The organism is Sphingobacterium lactis, from assembly GCF_051951495.1.
GTDB classification, from domain to species: domain Bacteria; phylum Bacteroidota; class Bacteroidia; order Sphingobacteriales; family Sphingobacteriaceae; genus Sphingobacterium; species Sphingobacterium lactis_A.
The window spans coordinates 1-17,925 of record NZ_JBNHAS010000003.1 but is presented as its reverse complement, the minus strand read 5'-3'; the positions used below and the strand labels follow the sequence as shown (position 1 = coordinate 17,925).

The following is a 17,925-nucleotide window of genomic DNA, read 5'->3' as shown; positions in this document are numbered from 1 at the left end:
TAAACTTAGAACTCTCCCATTTCAAACCATTCAAAAAAACAATACATTTGAGTATCATGAAAAACGTTTTGATGACCATGGGTTTTGTCCTGCTACTTATCTGTAGCAAACATGTACAAGCTCAAGATTATTCCGCCGAATTATTGGCACACCGTAAGCAGGCTGCAGCAGCTTTTGCAAAGGACGATTTTGGACCTTTGCGGAAGAATCAAATTGCTTATTTAAATTACTTCGCCCCGTATGCTGATTATAAGGTTCAGGCGGAAGTAGAACTGCTTTTCAATGAACCTAGCTTTCGGATGCCTACTTATGATGGTACGTCTAACGAATATAAACGATACGCACTACTTCATTTCAAACTGTTTGGTAAAGAATATAAGCTTACGGCCTATCAAAGTGTCGCCTTGTTTCAAAATCCAGCCTATCAAGACCATTTGTTTCTTCCATTTATGGATCTGACCAACGGAAAGAGCACTTATGAAGGAGGAAGATACATCGATCTAAAAAGCAGCAACATAGAGAATGGTAAGTTGACTATTGATTTCAATTATGCTTATAATCCATATTGCGCTTATAGCAACGGTTACCGTTGTCCGCAGCCACCTCAAGAGAACAGCTTGAACTTAGCAATTGAAGCAGGAGAACAAAAGTACAAAGGACCTAAAAACGAAAGACCAGTGAATAAAGAAAATACGAAAGGATTTAATGATGATGAAAAGAAGATCATTCAATCTGGCAATAAGGAACAGATCATGCATGTTTATCAAACAACCAATGAACAAGAATTGGCTGTTCTAAAGAAAACTTCACAAGACATCAAGCATGATGAACCTTTGCTGCAACTGTTGGCAGACCGCATGCTACAGACTGTTCAAGACCCGGAATATAAAGGTGTTGGAATTGCTGCCCCACAGGTCGGTATTAATAAAAATGCGATATGGGTACAGCGATTTGATAAAGCAAATGAACCCTTTGAATTTTATATTAACCCGAAGATTCTTTGGCGATCCAAATTACAACGCATTGGCCCCGAAGGCTGTCTTTCTATTCCCGACCTACGTCAGGATGTTCCACGTAGTTACGCGATTCGCTTGCAATATACTGACCAGCAAGGAAACATCATCGAAGAAAATATTGAAGGATTTACAGCTGTTATTTTCCAACATGAAGTGGACCACCTGTATGGAATCCTTTTCCCTGATCGTATAGCCGAAAAACCAACAGAAGAACTGAAACCTGTGACCTTGTTTGAGAAGGGAGACACCAGATTATAGACACCAGATGATAGACTTTGCGATTCAATCTACTAAATAATAGGAACTTTCTCCAACATTTTTAGGTGGGCAGACATTCCGCTGCGCTAAGTACTGCCCCTACGCGTGGCTGCTATTAAACGCCTAATATCGAACCAACTAGATAGTACGTTAGGTAGGGGCGGTACTGAGAGAGCTTGAAGATAAGGGATTCATCCCGTTCAAAAGCGAACGGAATGTCCGCCCGTTTTTTGTTTTGAAAGACAACAGAGTTCAGACATCAGAAAACAGAATGGAGGATATACTATATGGCGGGCGATGCATGCATCGCCCCTACAAACAATCGTGATTTTATTATTTTTTAATACCCTTAACCGTAGGGTCGAAGCATGCTTCGACCGTTTCACATCCAATAAATTAACTATTCTGATTTGCATAGTTTATAGTTCACTCAGCAAGCTTCGTGATGACGGAGTCTTGTGGGGAAAATGAGACTCTTCACTTCGTTCTGAGTTGTAAAACCAATTTTTCTATTCCACCATTAGGTCTAAAATCTGGTGTCTTTTATCTGTTGTCTCAAACTCACATCTCACATCTATCAGCGTAACGGTCTCCTTTTTCCTTTTCCCTTTCTACTTTCTACTTTTTCCCTTCCAATTTCTGTTGTCTTTTGTCTGTAGTCTAAAGGTCTTTCCTAGGGGTTGGATTCGACACTCTAACGGATCTCCTTCGGAACTTGTTCGGAACTCCTTCGGATCTCGTTCGGTTCCGAGCGAACGAGATCCGAAGATGAACCCTATCAAATCCCTAGAAATTCCCTAAGTGTCTCGAAGCAATATGGAAGGAAATACAGAGAAAGGCAAAGCCAATCCCTTAGGTAAATACTATGGTAAATAAGTCCTTAGACTACGATACTATTGGTCATCTACCAAATTAAATGCGATCGCAAACCGCATTAGATCTGCAAAGGAATCACAATCTAGTTTCCGAATAATGTTTTTCCGGTGGGTAGATACCGTATGGTTGGAGAGAAATAAAACATCTGCTATTTGTTTGTTGGATTTGCCATTGGCTAGTTGGCAGATGACTTCTTTTTCACGTTTGGTCAATTGATTGAACTTCCAATAATTATCTTGAATATATTTGTCAAGTTCCAGTACCCGGTGCATACGTTCGGTAATATTATCAATTCCTTGGGTAGGTGAAGACAGGAAAACTAGATTTTGTGCACTACCTTCTGAACCGTTGAAGGCCATTAATTTACAGACCGTATAGAACCAGGTATATTCTTTTTTGCCATATAGCTTTACCTGTTGAAAGAAGTTGAATTGTGTGCTAAAATCGCCGGTCATTAAATATTTCGCAATACCATCACGATGTAATGTTAATTCTTCAGCAATAAAGTATTTATCGTAATAGGATTCCCCCAGGGCATTGACTTCCTCAGCTGAAGAGCCAAGGTTTGAACAGCCCCATGCGTTCATGTAAAAACAGCCAATTGGCATAAGTCCATCTAATTGATGAAGCATAAGTGATGCAGGAACGATATCTCCAATGTCCTGCAGATTAAGATTGCCGGATTTTATGCGACGCTCAATGCCGAAAAACTCCTTTTCAAGCAGATTCATGAGTTTGTTAATATAAGGTCAGCTGAGATTAATAGCTATCTTCAAGAGACCGGTTAATACTTTGGTTTATACGAATATACCCATATTTTTATTAACTTGCTTATGCTAAAGAATTAATAGCCAGCTTTAAACCTATGAAAATCCAAAAATATGATACGCCTTTTGGGCTAATTAGCCTATGTATACCCCTGATTATATTCTGTGCTTCTTGTGCAGGAATAAATAAAACTCAACAAGCCGCAACAAGTTCAACTACTTATTTCAATAATCCGGTATTTGCTACCGCTCTAGCTGATCCTACTGTCATTCGAGATCCAAAAAGTAAACTCTTCTATGCTTATGGCACGCAAGTCAATTGGGGAGATGATCAAGGAATTCGGTTTGTTCCCATCTTGGAATCTATGGATATGCTTAATTGGAAATACGTGGGTTCTGCCTTCTCGGATAAACCAACATGGAAAAAGGCAGGAAGCATATGGGCACCAGATATTAACTTGTTGAATGGGCGCTATTACCTTTATTATTCTATGTCTACCTGGGGAGATCCGAATCCAGGAATAGGTTTGGCAATTGCTGACAAGCCTCAAGGACCATTTATAGATCAAGGAAAACTATTCGATTCCAAAGGAATCGATGTGCCTAACTCCATAGACCCCTTCTTTATACAAGACAATGGAAAGAATTATCTTTTTTGGGCTCTTTTGATCATTCCAATAAACAAGGAACCTTTGCTGTAGAATTGACAAAGGATGGTAAATCTTTAAAATCGAAACATAAAACAAAAATTGCAGCGGGTGATTTTGAGGCCGTAACTATTTATAAAAAACAAGACTACTATTATTTCTTTGGTTCAAAAGGGACCTGCTGTGAAGGTGAAAAGAGCCAGTACCATGTATTAGTGGCACGTTCAAAAGAATTATTGGGTCCTTATTTGGATAAGGATGGAAAGGATATTCGAGAACGTGGAAATGGAACATTAGTCTTGACAGGTAACAGTGAAATAGCTGGACCCGGACATACTTCTGCTGTGATATTAGACGATAAAGGAAAAGAGTGGATCTATTACCATGCTATAGAAAAGAAGCAGCCGCGTATTGGAAATAAAACTAATCGAAGAATTCTCTTTTTGGATGAATTGATTTGGGAAGCAGGTTGGCCACGAATAGGACCCGGAACCGCAAATCTTAAACCTATTATTAAACCTACTGTGATTAATAGGTAATTTACTTCCATAAAAATATTGCTTATCTATCTTCTTGTCTTTTCAGTCATTTTGAAAAAATTATAAGTTAAACAAACGATTGATTAACTATATCAATGAAATTAGCGTGTTAAAAGTACACCTATTTGCTTTTTAACTACAATTGGATTCGTATATTAGAGCACCTAAATTAATTAAATCGCACGCTATGTTCGCTATAAATGACGTACCGCATACTAGATTGAATTTACTAACTGGTGAACGTGTATTGGTTTCTCCACATCGGAGTAAGCGTCCTTGGCAAGGTCAAGTAGAAGATCTTGCTACGGATAATCGACCAGAATATGATCCTAAATGTTATTTATGCCCTGGGAATAGTCGTGCAGATGGTGATCAGAATCCAAAATATACAAAGCCTTTCGTTTTTGTAAACGACTTTTCAGCCTTATTAAAGGATAGTCCCGATGGACAAATTAATGTAGACAATCTATTGATCGCTGAGACAGAACGAGGAATCTGTAAGGTAATTGCTTTTTCTCCTCGTCATGACCTCACTTTACCAGAGATGAGCATTGCAGATCTTAAATTGGTGGTTGAGGTATGGAAGTCGGAATTTCAAGAACTAGCTGCATTACCATGGATAAACTACATTCAGATTTTTGAAAATAAGGGTGCAATCATGGGATGTAGTAATCCGCATCCGCATGGTCAGATATGGGCACAAAACACCTTGCCTGTAGAGATTGAAAAGGAAGATCAGCAACAAAAGATTTATTTTGATAAACATGGAAAGTCCATCTTATCGGATTATTTGGAAACGGAATTGCGTGAAAAGACGCGGATAATTATTGAGAATGAGCATTTCGTAGCCTTAGTTCCTTTTTGGGCTGCATGGCCCTATGAGACCATGATCATCAGTAAGAGACAGATTTCAAATATTGCTGAATTCACTGAAGCGGAATGCGAAGATTTGGCAAAAACATTAAAGGAGTTAACCACGCGTTACGACAATATTTTTAACACCTCATTTCCGTATTCAGCAGGTATGCATCAGGCGCCTGTAAATTTAGGCGAACAAGCACATTGGCATTGGCATATGCACTTTTATCCGCCCTTGCTTCGTTCGGCGACCGTAAAGAAATTTATGGTTGGCTATGAAATGTTAGCCAATCCTCAACGCGATATCACAGCAGAGATGGCTGCTGAAACCATTAGAAATCAATCAACTATTCATTATAAAGAAGGAACTAACCGTTAATGGAAAGACAACAATTAAGCGATCAATTCAGAGCTATTTATCATCAGGAACCCGATTTAGTCGTAAAATCACCTGGTCGTATTAATATTATTGGAGAACATACGGATTATAACGAAGGATTCGTATTGCCAACTGCTATCGATAAGGCCATTTATGTTGCTCTTGGAAAACGTGATGATCAAGAAATCCATCTTTATGCTGCTGATTTTAAGGAATCGTTTCGTACTGATTTACAATCATTGGCACCCACAGATAAAGGTTGGCCAAATTACATATTAGGTGTTGTTAACCAACTTGTGGAAAGAGGTTTACCCTTAACAGGGTTTAACCTATTCATTGATGGGGATGTGCCTCTAGGCGCTGGTCTATCTTCTTCTGCTGCGGTTGAATGTGCGGTTGGATATGGATTGAACAATTTATATGATCTTGGTTTAGATCGCGTTGAAATAGCGAAAATTGGTCAATTGGCAGAGCATACCTATGCAGGTGTGAAATGTGGTATCATGGATCAGTTTGCATCTATTCTTAGTAAAGCGGGCAATGTGGTTAAACTGGATTGCCGAGATCTTTCCTATAGCTATGTGCCTTTAGAATTGGGCGATTATGAAGTGGTATTGCTTAACACGAATGTTAAACATTCTTTAGCATCATCGGCATACAATGACCGTAGACAGTCCTGTGAGACAGCCGTAGCTTTAATACAAGAAAAATATCCAGAAGTTAATAGCTTGAGGGATGTGACTATGGACATGCTTTTGGAATTGGTGAAACCAGTTAATGAAGACAGCTTCATTAAAGGCAAGTTTGTGATCGAAGAAAATGAGCGATTAAATAAAGCTTGCGATGCTTTAATAGCTGGAGATATTCCTGCATTAGGAGAGCAATTATTCTTAGCCCACGATGCTTTAAGCAGTGAATATGAAGTTTCCTGCAAGGAGTTAGACTTCTTGGTTGATCAAGCAAAAAAGAAGGCCGAAGTAGTAGGTGCTCGAATGATGGGAGGCGGTTTTGGTGGTTGTACCATTAATATCGTGAAAAAAGGATATGGTAAACAATGGGCAGAAGAATTAGCTCCATTATATCAAGAAGCTTTTGATTTGGAACTTACGCCGATTTTCGTCAAAACAGATAATGGCTCAGAATTAGTATATTAGTTTCTATTATAAACTAAAATTATGAAAAGAAGAGTAACCTACCTATCTCTTTTTGCCCTGCTCTTGCCGTTTTTGGCCTGTCAGCAGTCAGCAAAGCAAAAAGAGTCAACAACCACTTCGGATTCTAATACAGTTACACTTGATTCAGTCGCATTTGGTGCTAATATTGATGGCAAGGCTGTTAAATTGTATCAAATCAAAAACAGTAATGGCGTGACAGCTTATCTAACTGAATTTGGTGCAAGGATTGTCGGCCTTTGGGTACCTGATCGATTAGGAACTTTAACAGACGTGGTATTAGGATTTAAGAATGCCGCAGATTATAATAATCCTGCTGAACCTTATTTCGGACCTATTGTTGGCCCTTTTGGAAATAGAATTGCTAATGGAAAGTTTAGCCTAGATGGGAAAAGCTATACGACATCTGTGAACAATGGACCTAATACCCTACATGGTGGTGAAAAAGGTTTGCATTTTGTGCATTGGACAGCCAAGCAAGTAAATGATAAAGTAGTCTCTTTTAGCTATACGCATCCAGATATGCAAGATGGATTCCCTGGAAACATCAAAATTGAGGTTGTCTACAGCTTGACTGATGATAATGAACTGCATATCAATTACCAAGCGGTTAGTGATAAGAAGACCGTAATTAATCTAACCAATCATGCTTATTTTAACTTGAATGGTGAAGGTTCAGGGTCAATTTTAAACCATGATCTTCGCATCTTTGCAGATCAGTACACACCTGTAGACAGCACCCTAATACCTACTGGTGAGTTAGCGAGTGTGAAAGACACGCCTTTTGACTTTAATTTTCCAAAAACCATTGGTAAAGATATCGATCAGGATAATCAACAATTAGCTTATGGCAAGGGCTATGATCATAATTTCGTGTTAAATGGAACTAAGGTTGATGGTTTAAATCATGCTGCCACTTTAACAGGAGATCAGACTGGTATTATCATGGATATCTATACCCAGGAGCCAGGCATACAGTTTTACAGTGGAAATTTTATGGGTGATAAAGTGACCCTAAAATCTGGTAAAACCGATAGCTTTCGTACGGCAGTTTGCTTAGAGCCACAACACTTCCCAGATTCCCCTAACCAACCGAATTTTCCCTCTACGGTACTTAATCCTGGAGATACCTATAGCACAAAATCAATTTATAAATTTAGCACCATAAAATAGTATGGAAACCAAAGATTACATCGTATTTCTCTGTTACTTCGTCATCGTGGCGGGGTATGGGTTATACATCTACTACAAAAAGAAATCCGCTTCTGGCGACTCTAAAGATTACTTCCTTGCCGAAGGATCATTAACATGGTGGGCTATTGGTGCCTCCCTTATCGCGTCAAATATCTCCGCAGAGCAATTCATTGGGATGTCAGGCTCCGGATTTAAAATCGGATTAGCCATTGCAACTTATGAGTGGATGGCCGCAGCTACCTTAATTGTCGTCGCTGTATTCTTCTTGCCGGTGTACCTCAAGAACAAGATTTTTACCATGCCGCAGTTTTTGAATGTGCGGTATAACGGTACGGTTTCCATGATCATGGCGGTGTTCTGGCTGTTGCTATATATCGTGGTGAACTTGACATCCATCTTATTCCTAGGGGCTCTTGCCGTTTCTTCTATTTCTGGATTGGATTTCCAGTTCTGTATGATTGGTTTGGCTGTATTTGCTATCATCATTACCCTAGGAGGTATGAAGGTAATCGGATACACCGATGTTATTCAGGTATTCTTCTTAATCTTAGGTGGATTGGCAACAACCTATCTTGCATTAGACTTAGTTTCCACACATTTTGGTGGAACAGGTATTTTGGATGGTTTCAATATTGTTCATGAAAAAGCTAATGACCACTTCCATATGATTCTGAAGCCAGATAATGAAAACTACATCGATCTTCCAGGCTTAAGTGTCTTGATTGGTGGTATGTGGGTGATCAATTTAAGCTACTGGGGATGTAATCAATACATCACACAACGTGCTTTAGGAGCTGATCTTAGTACCGCACGTAATGGATTATTATTTGCTGCTGTATTGAAGTTATTAATGCCATTAATCGTTGTGTTGCCAGGTATTGCTGCTTTCGTTCTTTATAACGATGGTAAATTTACCCAAGAAATGATGGCTGGTGGTGAACTTAATCCAGATAGAGCATACCCAGTATTACTTAGTTTGCTACCTACAGGATTGAAAGGGTTATCCTTTGCTGCTTTGACAGCTGCAGTAGTAGCCTCTTTAGCGGGGAAAGCCAATTCGGTTGCAACTATCTTCTCTTTGGATATCTATCAAAAAATATTCGATAAGAATGCTTCAGAAAAGAAATTGGTCAATGTGGGTAAAATCACCATTATAGTTTCAATGGTATTGGCAATTATTATTGCCCCACACTTAGGAATTGATAAAAAAGGTGGTTTCCAATATATCCAAGAATATACCGGCTTCGTTTCACCGGGTATCTTTGCGATGTTCCTTCTTGGATTCTTCTGGAAGAAAACTACATCCAATGCTGCTTTATTTGCAACCATTGGTGGTTTCTTGATGTCAATTGTTCTTAAATTCCTTCCGAAATTTATGGATCTTTCTTTCTTGGCATCAACTGGATTCTCTGTACCTGTAAACGGTGTTTATGAAATTCCATTTATAGACCGCGTAGGATTTGTATTCTTATTCTGTGTGATAGGTATGTACTTTATTTCCATTTATGAGAACAAACGAGGAGTGGTGCCGAAAGGTCTTGAGGTGGATTCTACCATGTTCAAAACTAAAACAGGCTTTGCTGTTGGAGCACTTATCGTGCTTGGTATTACAGCCGCCTTATACACCATATTCTGGTAAACCATAAAAAAACGGTCGGGAAACATAAAGTCCCGACCGTTTTTATTCTGCGCTATTCTCTTAAGCGTGCAGACCTTCTAATGCTTGGTCAAAATCAGCAATCAAATCATCAATATGTTCTATTCCTACAGAAATGCGGAGCATTCCTGCTGTAATACCACCATTTTGTTTTTGTTGCTGATTATGATGTCCACCCCACATGCTTGCTGGATGTACCACGAGTGATTCAACACCTCCTAGGCTGGCTGCATTGGCAAATATCTTTAGTTTGTTTAATACTTGTTGAGCATTCTGATACGCTTGCTCCTCACTATCTCCAATTAACTCTACACTCAACATGCCTGTTCCTCCTTTCATTTGTTTCTGAGCCAATTCATATTGTGGATGAGATTCTAAACCTACATAGCCGGTATACTTTATTCGTTGATCTGCTTCAAACCATTTGGCTAGTGCTAAAGCATTTTCGTTGATTTGCTTCACACGCATAGATAGGGTTTTTAAGCCCCGTACAAGGAGCCAAGAGTCAAATGGGCTAAGTGACCCTCCCAGGGTTAAAGATCGTCTCCAGACCTTATGAATGTAGTTCTTGCTGCCACATACCGCACCCGCAGTCAAATCACTGTGACCACCTAAATATTTGGTGGCAGAATGTACAATAACATCAATGCCAAAATCTTTTGGGTGCTGATTAATCGGTGATGAAAAAGTATTATCAACCATCGTGGTAATACGGTGTTTCTTGCCTAATTCGCCTATAAATGCCAAGTCAGTAATGGCAAGATTAGGGTTTGAAGGTGTTTCTATATAAATGATCTTGGTGTTTTCCTGAATAGCATTCTCAAAGGCTTTATTATCCGTTTGGTCGACATGGGTCACTTGGACTCCATAATCTGATAAGAATTCTCTGAAAAACAACATGGCACCTGAATAGAGCGAATGCTGAGTGACTATATGATCCCCTGCTTTGACAACTGCAAGAATAGCTGTACTGATTGCTGCCATACCAGTAGCTAAAACTAAGGCATCTTCAGTTTTCTCCAAGCTGGCAATTATAGCTGCAGCCTGTGAATTACTTGGATTTCCATGTCGATGATAAAAGCCTGGATGCTTTGTGGCTGTTGCTGCAATGATATAAGCTTGTAAATCCGAATCTGCATAATAAGTCGATGTTTGAAATATCGGTGTAACGACTGCATTGGTCTCATTAAATGCACTGCCCTGATGGATCAGATCTGTTTCTATTTTTGACATTTTGGTTGATTTAGAAAATATAAGGTAGAAATTTAAAAAATTATCCGTTAAATAGTTAATTTGTAGCTCTAAACTGTAAAGATTATTTACCTATTAATATTGCTAATTTATGAAAAGATTACTGAGTATTATTGGTTGTTTCATAAGCTTTTGTGCTTTTGCACAGGTGAAATCACCCTCAGAGTTTCTAGGATATCAAGTGGGAGCTAAAGTGACACCATATTGGAAAGTATTAGACTATTACCAATACCTGGCTCAACAATTCCCAAATCAAATAAAAATGGAGGTTTATGGTCAATCTGTAGAAGGGAGACCTTTGCAGGTGTTTTATATCTCCTCCGAATCCAACATCAATCAACTAGAAAGCATTCGAACAAACAACCTTCAACTAGCGCATGCCATGGAAGGGCAAGGAAGTACGAATATTCCCGCCATAGTTTGGATTTCTAATAATGTACACGGTAATGAAACTTCCTCTATTGAAGCGTCTATGTTGACATTATTTGAGTTGGTTAATCCCAAGAACAATCGTTCAAAGACTTGGCTGAACAATACCTTGGTTATTTTGGATCCATGCTTAAACCCCGATGGAACAGAACGATATAACAATTGGTATAATGGAATGATAGGTGCACAGTATAATCCGGATCTTTATGCTCGAGAGCACAGAGAACCTTGGCCGGGAGGACGTGTTAATCATTATTATTTTGATTTGAATCGTGATTGGGCATGGCAGACACAAAAGGAAAGTGAGCTGAGAGCCAAAATCTATAACAAATGGTTGCCACATATTCATGCTGATTTCCATGAGCAAGGCATCAATTCACCTTATTATTTCCCGCCAGCAGCTGAACCATTTCACGAAGTAATAACCCCTTGGCAAAGGGAGTTCCAAACGACCATTGGTAAGCACAATGCCGCTTATTTTGATACGAAAGGCTGGCTCTATTTTACCAAAGAACGGTTCGATTTATTTTACCCTTCTTATGGAGATACTTATCCGCTTTACTCTGGCGCCATTGGAATGACATTTGAAAAAGCTGGCAATGGTTCTGCAGGATTAGGTATTTATACCGATGAAAAGGATACTTTAACTTTAGTGGATCGGGCTATTCAGCACCATGCTTCTGGATTGAATATTATTGACGTTGTATCTCAACATGCAAATAAGGTTGTAGCTGAATTTAAGAAATTTGGGGATGATGCCATTGCTGGAAAACTATCTTCCTATCAAACCTATGTGGTGAAATATGATGAAAACAGATCATCCAATATGCATGCTCTATTAGAACTATTGGACAAGAATAATATTAAATATTACAGTTCGACTGGAACGATTAAAGGTTTGGATTATTTCAGTAAAAAGGAGCAAAGTCAGCAGTTATCAGCAAAGGATATTGTTATTCCTGCTAACCAATCCAAAGCGGCACTGATACGTGTACTTTTTGAACCGGAAGCTAAATTAACGGATTCCGTTACGTACGATATTACTGCTTGGGCATTGCCTTATGTTTATGGACTACCTGCTATAGCTTCCCATACGAAAATATCCAACTTAAATACCTATAGTTTAGATAAGATCAGTAACCCGAGTAATGCTGCATTTGGTTATGCTGTAAAATGGAATGGTTTCTCCACCGCTCAATTAGCAGCGGCCTTGTTGAAACATAAAGTGACTGTAAAGTCTTCGGATTATGCTTTTAAGCTTGGTACGGATAATTTCCCTAGAGGATCTTTACTCATCATGAAAAATGGTAATAGAAATAAGGATTTAGAAAGGATCATAAAAGAAGAGTCGGATAAACTACAGGTTCGGATTTATCCAATAGCATCTGGTATTGTTGATGGAGGAAGAGATCTAGGAAGTTCGGATGTAAAGACAATAAAGGCACCTAAGGTCTTGATGATGGCAGGTGAAGGATTGCGAGCAACTAATGTTGGGGAGGTTTGGCACTACTTTGATCAACAATTGAAGTATCCTATTGGGCTGATTAATCCTAATGATTTCTCTCGTGTTAAATGGAATGAAATCGATGTTTTCATCATGCCTAGTGGCTTTTATACTTTCCTTAGAGATAGTAATCAAAATAAAGCCTTTGGAGATTGGATAAAAGCAGGTGGGAAGGTAATTGCATTGGAGTCGGCAGTATCGCAATTGGCATCTCAAGAATGGAGTAAATTGAAAGCCAGTAAAGCGGATACATCTAAGAAAAACAAGCCTAGCCCGTTAAAGAAATATGCTGATAGAGAGCGTGGAGCCTTGGAAAACTATACATCAGGAGCCATTTATAAGGTTAGCTTTGATGAAACTCACCCTTTGATGTATGGCACTAAAGAATATTTCACTTTGAAAACAGATGCAAATCTATATCAGTATTTTGAGAACAATGCAGGCTGGAATGTAGGATATATTACCGAGGACTCTAAAATGAGTGGTTTCGTTGGACATAACTTAAATAAGAAACTCAAAAACGGATTGGTATTCGGAACACAACGAGTAGGTGCAGGAACCATAATTTACCTAACGGATAATGTTCTATTCCGAAACTTCTGGGAAAATGGTAAGCTTATCATGGCAAATGCCTTATTCCTCAGCAACGATTGATAAAAAGAAAAAGGCGAGTTGGAATCATCTAACTCGCCTTTTTTCTTATAGTATATTTTTAATGCGTTAAGCCATTTCAGATAATAACTGAATAGCATATTCGATGTTGTTGACATTGTTGATGGCAATACGCAATTGCCCTTTGACTTCCTTCAGATTGGAAATACTGCCATGGTTTTGAACGAAGGCTAATACTTGTCCAAACTTTTCAGATTGGTAATAACTCGACTTTGGATTGCTCACAAAGAAACCTTTCAGGGTGTCTTTTTTATAGGAAATCTTCTCTAATCCAATTTCTTTACCTAGCCACTGCAACCTCAAGGTATTGAACAGCTCAAATACAGGCTCTGGTATTGGACCAAAACGATCGATTAACTCTTGTTCAAATGCTTTTAAATGTTGCTCATCCTTCAACTTCGCAATCTCATTATAGAGGTTATAGCGCTCCGATATATTCGTTACGTATTCATCCGGGATCAATACTTCTAGATCGGTGTCAATCTGTGTGAAGGAGACATATTTACGATTAGCTTCATCAGCAAATAATTCCCCAAATTCATCATCCTTCAACTCTTGTACTGCCTCATCCAAGATCTTGTTATACATCTCAAATCCTATCTCGGCAATAAAACCAGACTGTTCGGCACCCAATAGATTACCTGAACCTCGAATATCCAAATCGCGCATGGCAACATTAAATCCTGAACCCAATTCAGAGAACTCTTCAATTGCAGATAGGCGTTTATAGGCTTCGCTGGTTAAGGTTGAAAGTGGTGGGCTTAACAAATAACAAAAGGCCTTTTTATTGGTCCTTCCCACACGACCACGCATTTGGTGCAAATCACTTAAACCAAACATGTGCGCATGGTTAATGATGATTGTATTGGCGTTAGGGATGTCCAATCCTGCTTCAATAATGGTCGTAGCTACCAATACATCGTAATCATGGTTAATGAATTTTAACATCACATCTTCCAATTCATCGCCTTCCAATTGACCATGTGCAATTCCAACACGTGCTCCAGGAACTAACTTGCGAATCAACATGCCTAACTGCGGTAAATCAGCAACTCGATTGTGAATAAAGAACACCTGTCCTCCTCGTTCTAACTCATAGCTGATAGACTCTTGGATAAGGGGCTCATTGAAAACATGCAACTCTGTCTGAACAGGTTGTCTATTTGGTGGTGGTGTGGAGATAATACTTAGATCTCTTGCCCCCATTAGAGAGAAATGTAAGGTTCTTGGAATCGGAGTAGCCGTCAAGGTCAGGGAGTCTACATTTGCACGCATGACCTTTAATTTTTCTTTGACAGAAACTCCAAATTTCTGCTCTTCATCAATAATCATCAAGCCCAAGTCCTTAAACTTGACATCCTTACTCACTAACCTATGCGTCCCGATGATAATGTCAATTTTCCCTTCCTCTAACTTCTTCAAAGTTTCCTTTACCTGCTTAGTGCTTTTAAAACGATTGATGTAATCGATGTTTGCTGGCAATCCCTTTAAGCGTTCTGAGAAAGTGCGGTAATGCTGTAAGGCAAGAATAGTGGTCGGCACCAGTACGGCTACTTGCTTGCTATCTGCTACTGCCTTGAATGCTGCTCGAATAGCAACTTCGGTTTTTCCGAAACCAACATCACCACAAACCAAACGGTCCATAGGGTGAGGTGACTCCATGTCCTTCTTAACATCATTTGTTGCTTTTTCTTGATCTGGAGTGTCTTCATATATAAAGGAAGCTTCCAATTCGCGTTGCAAATAACTGTCAGGACTAAAAGAATTACCTGTTTGAGCTTTTCGCTTAGCATATAATTTGATCAGGTCACGGGCTATATCCTTAACCTTTTTCTTCGTTGTCTTCTTTAGTTTGTCCCAGGCATCAGTTCCCAGTTTATTCATCTTCGGAACCGTGCCTTCCTTTCCGGAGTATTTCGAGATGCGGTTTAAAGAGTTGATATTAACATATAGCAGGTCATTATCCGCATATACTAAACGAATCATCTCCTGGGTTTTGCCATTGACATCGACCTTTTCAAGTCCTGCATATTTACCGACACCATGATCAATGTGGGTAATAAAATCCCCAGGCTTTAATTCACCTAGTTCTTTTAAGGTAATCGCCTGCGAACGCTCATAACCTTTCTTGCGTTTGTATTTGTAATAGCGATCAAAAATCTGGTGATCGGTATAACAAGCAAGCTTCAAGCTATCATCTCTAAAACCTTCGCGTAAAGCTTTATAAATAGGAGTAAAACTAATACTCTTGTCTAGGTCATCTAGAATGGCATAAATACGCTCAATCTGCTTGCTAGAATCAGAGAAAATATAATTATGGATACCATGCTTCTCATTTTCCTTCAAATTGTGGATCAATAAATTGAAATCCTTGTTGAATGAAGGTTGAGGATGTGCATCGAATTGTATCGTTTCATCAGCTTTGTAAAAGAATTGCTTACCAAATTCAATGATTGGGTATTCGAATAACAAAGCATTGAAATTCTTATCATCGGTAAAGGTAAATCGAGGATCTACCCAATCTGGATTTGCTTGAATATCTTTCTCCGAAAGTGCCTTCCAGAACTGAGATGCTCTTTTATAGCCATCCTTTAAAATATCCAAGGTAAATTGTACATCCTTTATCCAGATAATGGAATTCTTATCAATGTATTCCAGAAGGGAAATATGGTTATTGCTTAAGAATTTTGCTTGTACATTGGGAACAATGGTGACTGTATGGATTTTGCTGACCGATAATTGAGATTCAATATCAAATGTCCTAATACTCTCGATATCATCACCGAAAAACTCAATACGATAAGGAAGGTCATTGGAAAAAGAGAAGATATCCACAATACCGCCACGAATATCAAATTGCCCTGGTTCATAAACAAAATCTACACGCTCAAAATCATATTCGTAAAGAAACTCATTGATGAAATCAATGCTTAGTTTACTGTTCTGTGTTATTTCAAGGGTGTTTTTCTCTAAATCCTGTTTGTTAATTACTTTCTCGGCTATAGCCTCAGGATAAGTAACCACAATCTTTGGTAATTCGGATTGTTGGTTTAAGGAGCTTAAAGTTTCTGCCCGCTGTAAAACATGCGCACTATCCAATTGAGTGAACTCATAAGCCTTACGGTAGGATGCAGGAAAAAATAGGATTTGCTTGTCAAAAAGACTCTCTAAATCACTTAAGAAATAGGAGGCATCTTCATGCGTGGGAAGGATAAAAACATTTAATCGCTTTTCCACTTGATAACAAGCTGCCGCAATAAAAGCATCTACAGAGCCAACAAGACCCTTTAGATGAATCTTTGGGTTTTCGGCTTGTATACCTTGCTGTAATGTTTTAACAAATTGGGATTGGCTGTATTGATCTAATAGTTCTTGAATATTCACGCGGAAGAATCTTTTTGCAAATTTACAAAACTTTTGATTGGCAGTCTAATACACGAGGGATAATCCGAATAGCTAAATGAAAAAACCTGCTTTCTAGGCGATAAGATGATGCTCTTCAGCAAAATGAAGTACATATTCCATCTGTTCTTTTAAGTCATATTGTAAATCCTCATGAAGCTTATCGTGCAGTGTAATGATGTTTTTTACTCGTCCCATCAAGTACTTTTGTAATTTGATGGCGGGCATTAAGGCAGATGGAGTGAATAGATACGGATAACGATCAAATGCTTCCTCCACCAATAATAAACGACATTCCAATACAGAAAACTTATCCTTAGTAATCTTTTCATGTTCATTGATCATCCCACTACCTTGGCGAATTAAACTCGACAATTCCTTGAAATTAGAGTAAACAGGGAGATTTTTAATCCGACTTCTAGCTTGATCGTATAAGTCCTCTAATCTGTTCTTTAAATCCTCAATGCGATCCGCTAAATCAGTCTCATCTTCCAATAACTCATAATGAAGCTGCTTTAACAGCATTTTATCCTTATTGATTAACCGAACCAATAATTTATCTTTCTCTTTTGCCGGTAGATTTAATACCGCTTCCTTCAAAACGGAATCCTTGTGTAATGACATGCTTAAAGATAAACATTGTAATTGAAATAGTGTTTTGCGTTGTTTTTTAGAAGAATGATATTTAAGCGGGCGATGCATGCATCGCCCCTACAAACATCCGTGAATTTATTGTGGTGTATAGGTTAATGGATGGATTATGCCTACAAACCTTAGTCTACTTTAATTATTTTAAATTACCCCTATACAGTTTGAAGTTCATTTATCTTCGATAAATGATGACGTGGTCTTGTGGGGGGAACAAATACTCTTCGCTTTGCTCTGAGTTGTAAATGTTGGAAATACTATACCGCCAATAGGTCTAAATACTCCGTACTATATACTTAATACTGCCCGAAGGGCTCAGACTCTTCGCTTTGCTCTGAGTTGTAAATGTTGGAAATACTATCCCGCCAATAGGTCTAAATACTCCGTACTAAATACTTAATACTGCCCGAAGGGCTCAGACTCTTCGCTTTGCTCTGAGTTGTAAGTAGCAGAAAGGATTGGCATAGGACGTTCAATTCATAATTTTACGTTCATTTAATAATCTAATTCTTAAAGATTTATTAAGCCCATAGTGTCCGTCCCTGAAATAGGTTGACCACAAATTGAAATGAACTATGAGAGTAAATTTGAGGCTAATTAGAAAAACTCGTAAGTATTCTGAGGAATTCAAGCGGGAAATAGTTTCTCTATTTGAG

Annotated in this window: 10 protein-coding genes and 1 pseudogene; 7 read left to right on the top strand and 4 right to left on the bottom strand. The window is 38.6% G+C overall.

Features of this window, described 5'->3' with window-relative positions; translation table 11 throughout:
- Nucleotides 1–56 precede the first annotated feature (56 nt).
- Nucleotides 57–1,274 carry a peptide deformylase gene (gene def / locus ACP6L2_RS12135; RefSeq protein ID WP_440509614.1) on the top strand — a complete coding sequence of 406 codons (1,218 nt, stop codon included), beginning with the start codon at nucleotides 57–59 and terminating at the stop codon, nucleotides 1,272–1,274.
- An 893-nt stretch (nucleotides 1,275–2,167) separates the two neighbouring features.
- Here def and ACP6L2_RS12130 read toward each other — a convergent pair.
- Nucleotides 2,168–2,881, bottom strand: a complete 714-nt coding sequence (locus ACP6L2_RS12130; RefSeq protein WP_440509612.1) for a response regulator transcription factor — start codon at nucleotides 2,879–2,881, stop codon at nucleotides 2,168–2,170.
- A gap of 134 nt (nucleotides 2,882–3,015) precedes the next feature.
- On the opposite strand from ACP6L2_RS12130, the pseudogene ACP6L2_RS12125 reads away from it, so the two are divergent.
- From ACP6L2_RS12125 to ACP6L2_RS12105, 5 genes and pseudogenes are all read left to right on the top strand, one after another.
- Nucleotides 3,016–4,103 (top strand): annotated as a pseudogene (locus ACP6L2_RS12125) (family 43 glycosylhydrolase).
- A 187-nt stretch (nucleotides 4,104–4,290) separates the two neighbouring features.
- Nucleotides 4,291–5,340, top strand: a complete 1,050-nt coding sequence (locus ACP6L2_RS12120) for a UDP-glucose--hexose-1-phosphate uridylyltransferase (protein WP_440509610.1) — start codon at nucleotides 4,291–4,293, stop codon at nucleotides 5,338–5,340.
- On the top strand, nucleotides 5,340–6,494 hold the full coding sequence (gene galK / locus ACP6L2_RS12115) for a galactokinase (protein ID WP_440509608.1): 1,155 nt from the start codon (nucleotides 5,340–5,342) through the stop codon (nucleotides 6,492–6,494). Before ACP6L2_RS12120 ends, galK begins: the two co-directional genes overlap by 1 nt.
- Nucleotides 6,495–6,515: 21 nt before the next feature.
- Nucleotides 6,516–7,685: an aldose epimerase family protein gene (locus tag ACP6L2_RS12110; RefSeq protein ID WP_440509606.1), complete on the top strand. Its 1,170-nt coding sequence runs from the start codon at nucleotides 6,516–6,518 to the stop codon at nucleotides 7,683–7,685.
- Nucleotide 7,686: 1 nt separating this feature from the next.
- Nucleotides 7,687–9,345, top strand: coding sequence for a sodium/sugar symporter (locus ACP6L2_RS12105; RefSeq protein ID WP_440509604.1), 1,659 nt, complete (start codon nucleotides 7,687–7,689; stop codon nucleotides 9,343–9,345).
- A gap of 60 nt (nucleotides 9,346–9,405) precedes the next feature.
- Here ACP6L2_RS12105 and ACP6L2_RS12100 read toward each other — a convergent pair whose 3' ends face one another.
- Nucleotides 9,406–10,596 (bottom strand): trans-sulfuration enzyme family protein, encoded by a 1,191-nt coding sequence (locus tag ACP6L2_RS12100; protein ID WP_440509602.1) that lies wholly within the window; start codon nucleotides 10,594–10,596, stop codon nucleotides 9,406–9,408.
- A 109-nt stretch (nucleotides 10,597–10,705) separates the two neighbouring features.
- On the opposite strand from ACP6L2_RS12100, the gene ACP6L2_RS12095 reads away from it, so the two are divergent.
- Nucleotides 10,706–13,201, top strand: a complete 2,496-nt coding sequence (locus ACP6L2_RS12095; RefSeq protein ID WP_440509600.1) for a M14 metallopeptidase family protein — start codon at nucleotides 10,706–10,708, stop codon at nucleotides 13,199–13,201.
- Nucleotides 13,202–13,267: 66 nt separating this feature from the next.
- On the opposite strand, the gene mfd is transcribed toward ACP6L2_RS12095, so the two are convergent.
- Nucleotides 13,268–16,603: a transcription-repair coupling factor gene (mfd, locus tag ACP6L2_RS12090; RefSeq protein ID WP_440509598.1), complete on the bottom strand. Its 3,336-nt coding sequence runs from the start codon at nucleotides 16,601–16,603 to the stop codon at nucleotides 13,268–13,270.
- Nucleotides 16,604–16,696: 93 nt separating this feature from the next.
- Nucleotides 16,697–17,245, bottom strand: coding sequence for a hypothetical protein (locus ACP6L2_RS12085; RefSeq protein ID WP_440509596.1), 549 nt, complete (start codon nucleotides 17,243–17,245; stop codon nucleotides 16,697–16,699).
- Between the last annotated feature and the right edge of the window lie 680 nt (nucleotides 17,246–17,925).

What these genes read in the sequence shown, in the direction of transcription:
- def (WP_440509614.1), top strand. Translation starts at nt 57, where the DNA reads ATGAAAAACGTTTTGATGACCATGGGTTTTGTCCTGCTACTTATCTGT.
- ACP6L2_RS12130 (WP_440509612.1), bottom strand. Translation starts at nt 2,881, where the DNA reads ATGAATCTGCTTGAAAAGGAGTTTTTCGGCATTGAGCGTCGCATAAAA.
- ACP6L2_RS12120 (WP_440509610.1), top strand. Translation starts at nt 4,291, where the DNA reads ATGTTCGCTATAAATGACGTACCGCATACTAGATTGAATTTACTAACT.
- galK (WP_440509608.1), top strand. Translation starts at nt 5,340, where the DNA reads ATGGAAAGACAACAATTAAGCGATCAATTCAGAGCTATTTATCATCAG.
- ACP6L2_RS12110 (WP_440509606.1), top strand. Translation starts at nt 6,516, where the DNA reads ATGAAAAGAAGAGTAACCTACCTATCTCTTTTTGCCCTGCTCTTGCCG.
- ACP6L2_RS12105 (WP_440509604.1), top strand. Translation starts at nt 7,687, where the DNA reads ATGGAAACCAAAGATTACATCGTATTTCTCTGTTACTTCGTCATCGTG.
- ACP6L2_RS12100 (WP_440509602.1), bottom strand. Translation starts at nt 10,596, where the DNA reads ATGTCAAAAATAGAAACAGATCTGATCCATCAGGGCAGTGCATTTAAT.
- ACP6L2_RS12095 (WP_440509600.1), top strand. Translation starts at nt 10,706, where the DNA reads ATGAAAAGATTACTGAGTATTATTGGTTGTTTCATAAGCTTTTGTGCT.
- ACP6L2_RS12085 (WP_440509596.1), bottom strand. Translation starts at nt 17,245, where the DNA reads ATGTCATTACACAAGGATTCCGTTTTGAAGGAAGCGGTATTAAATCTA.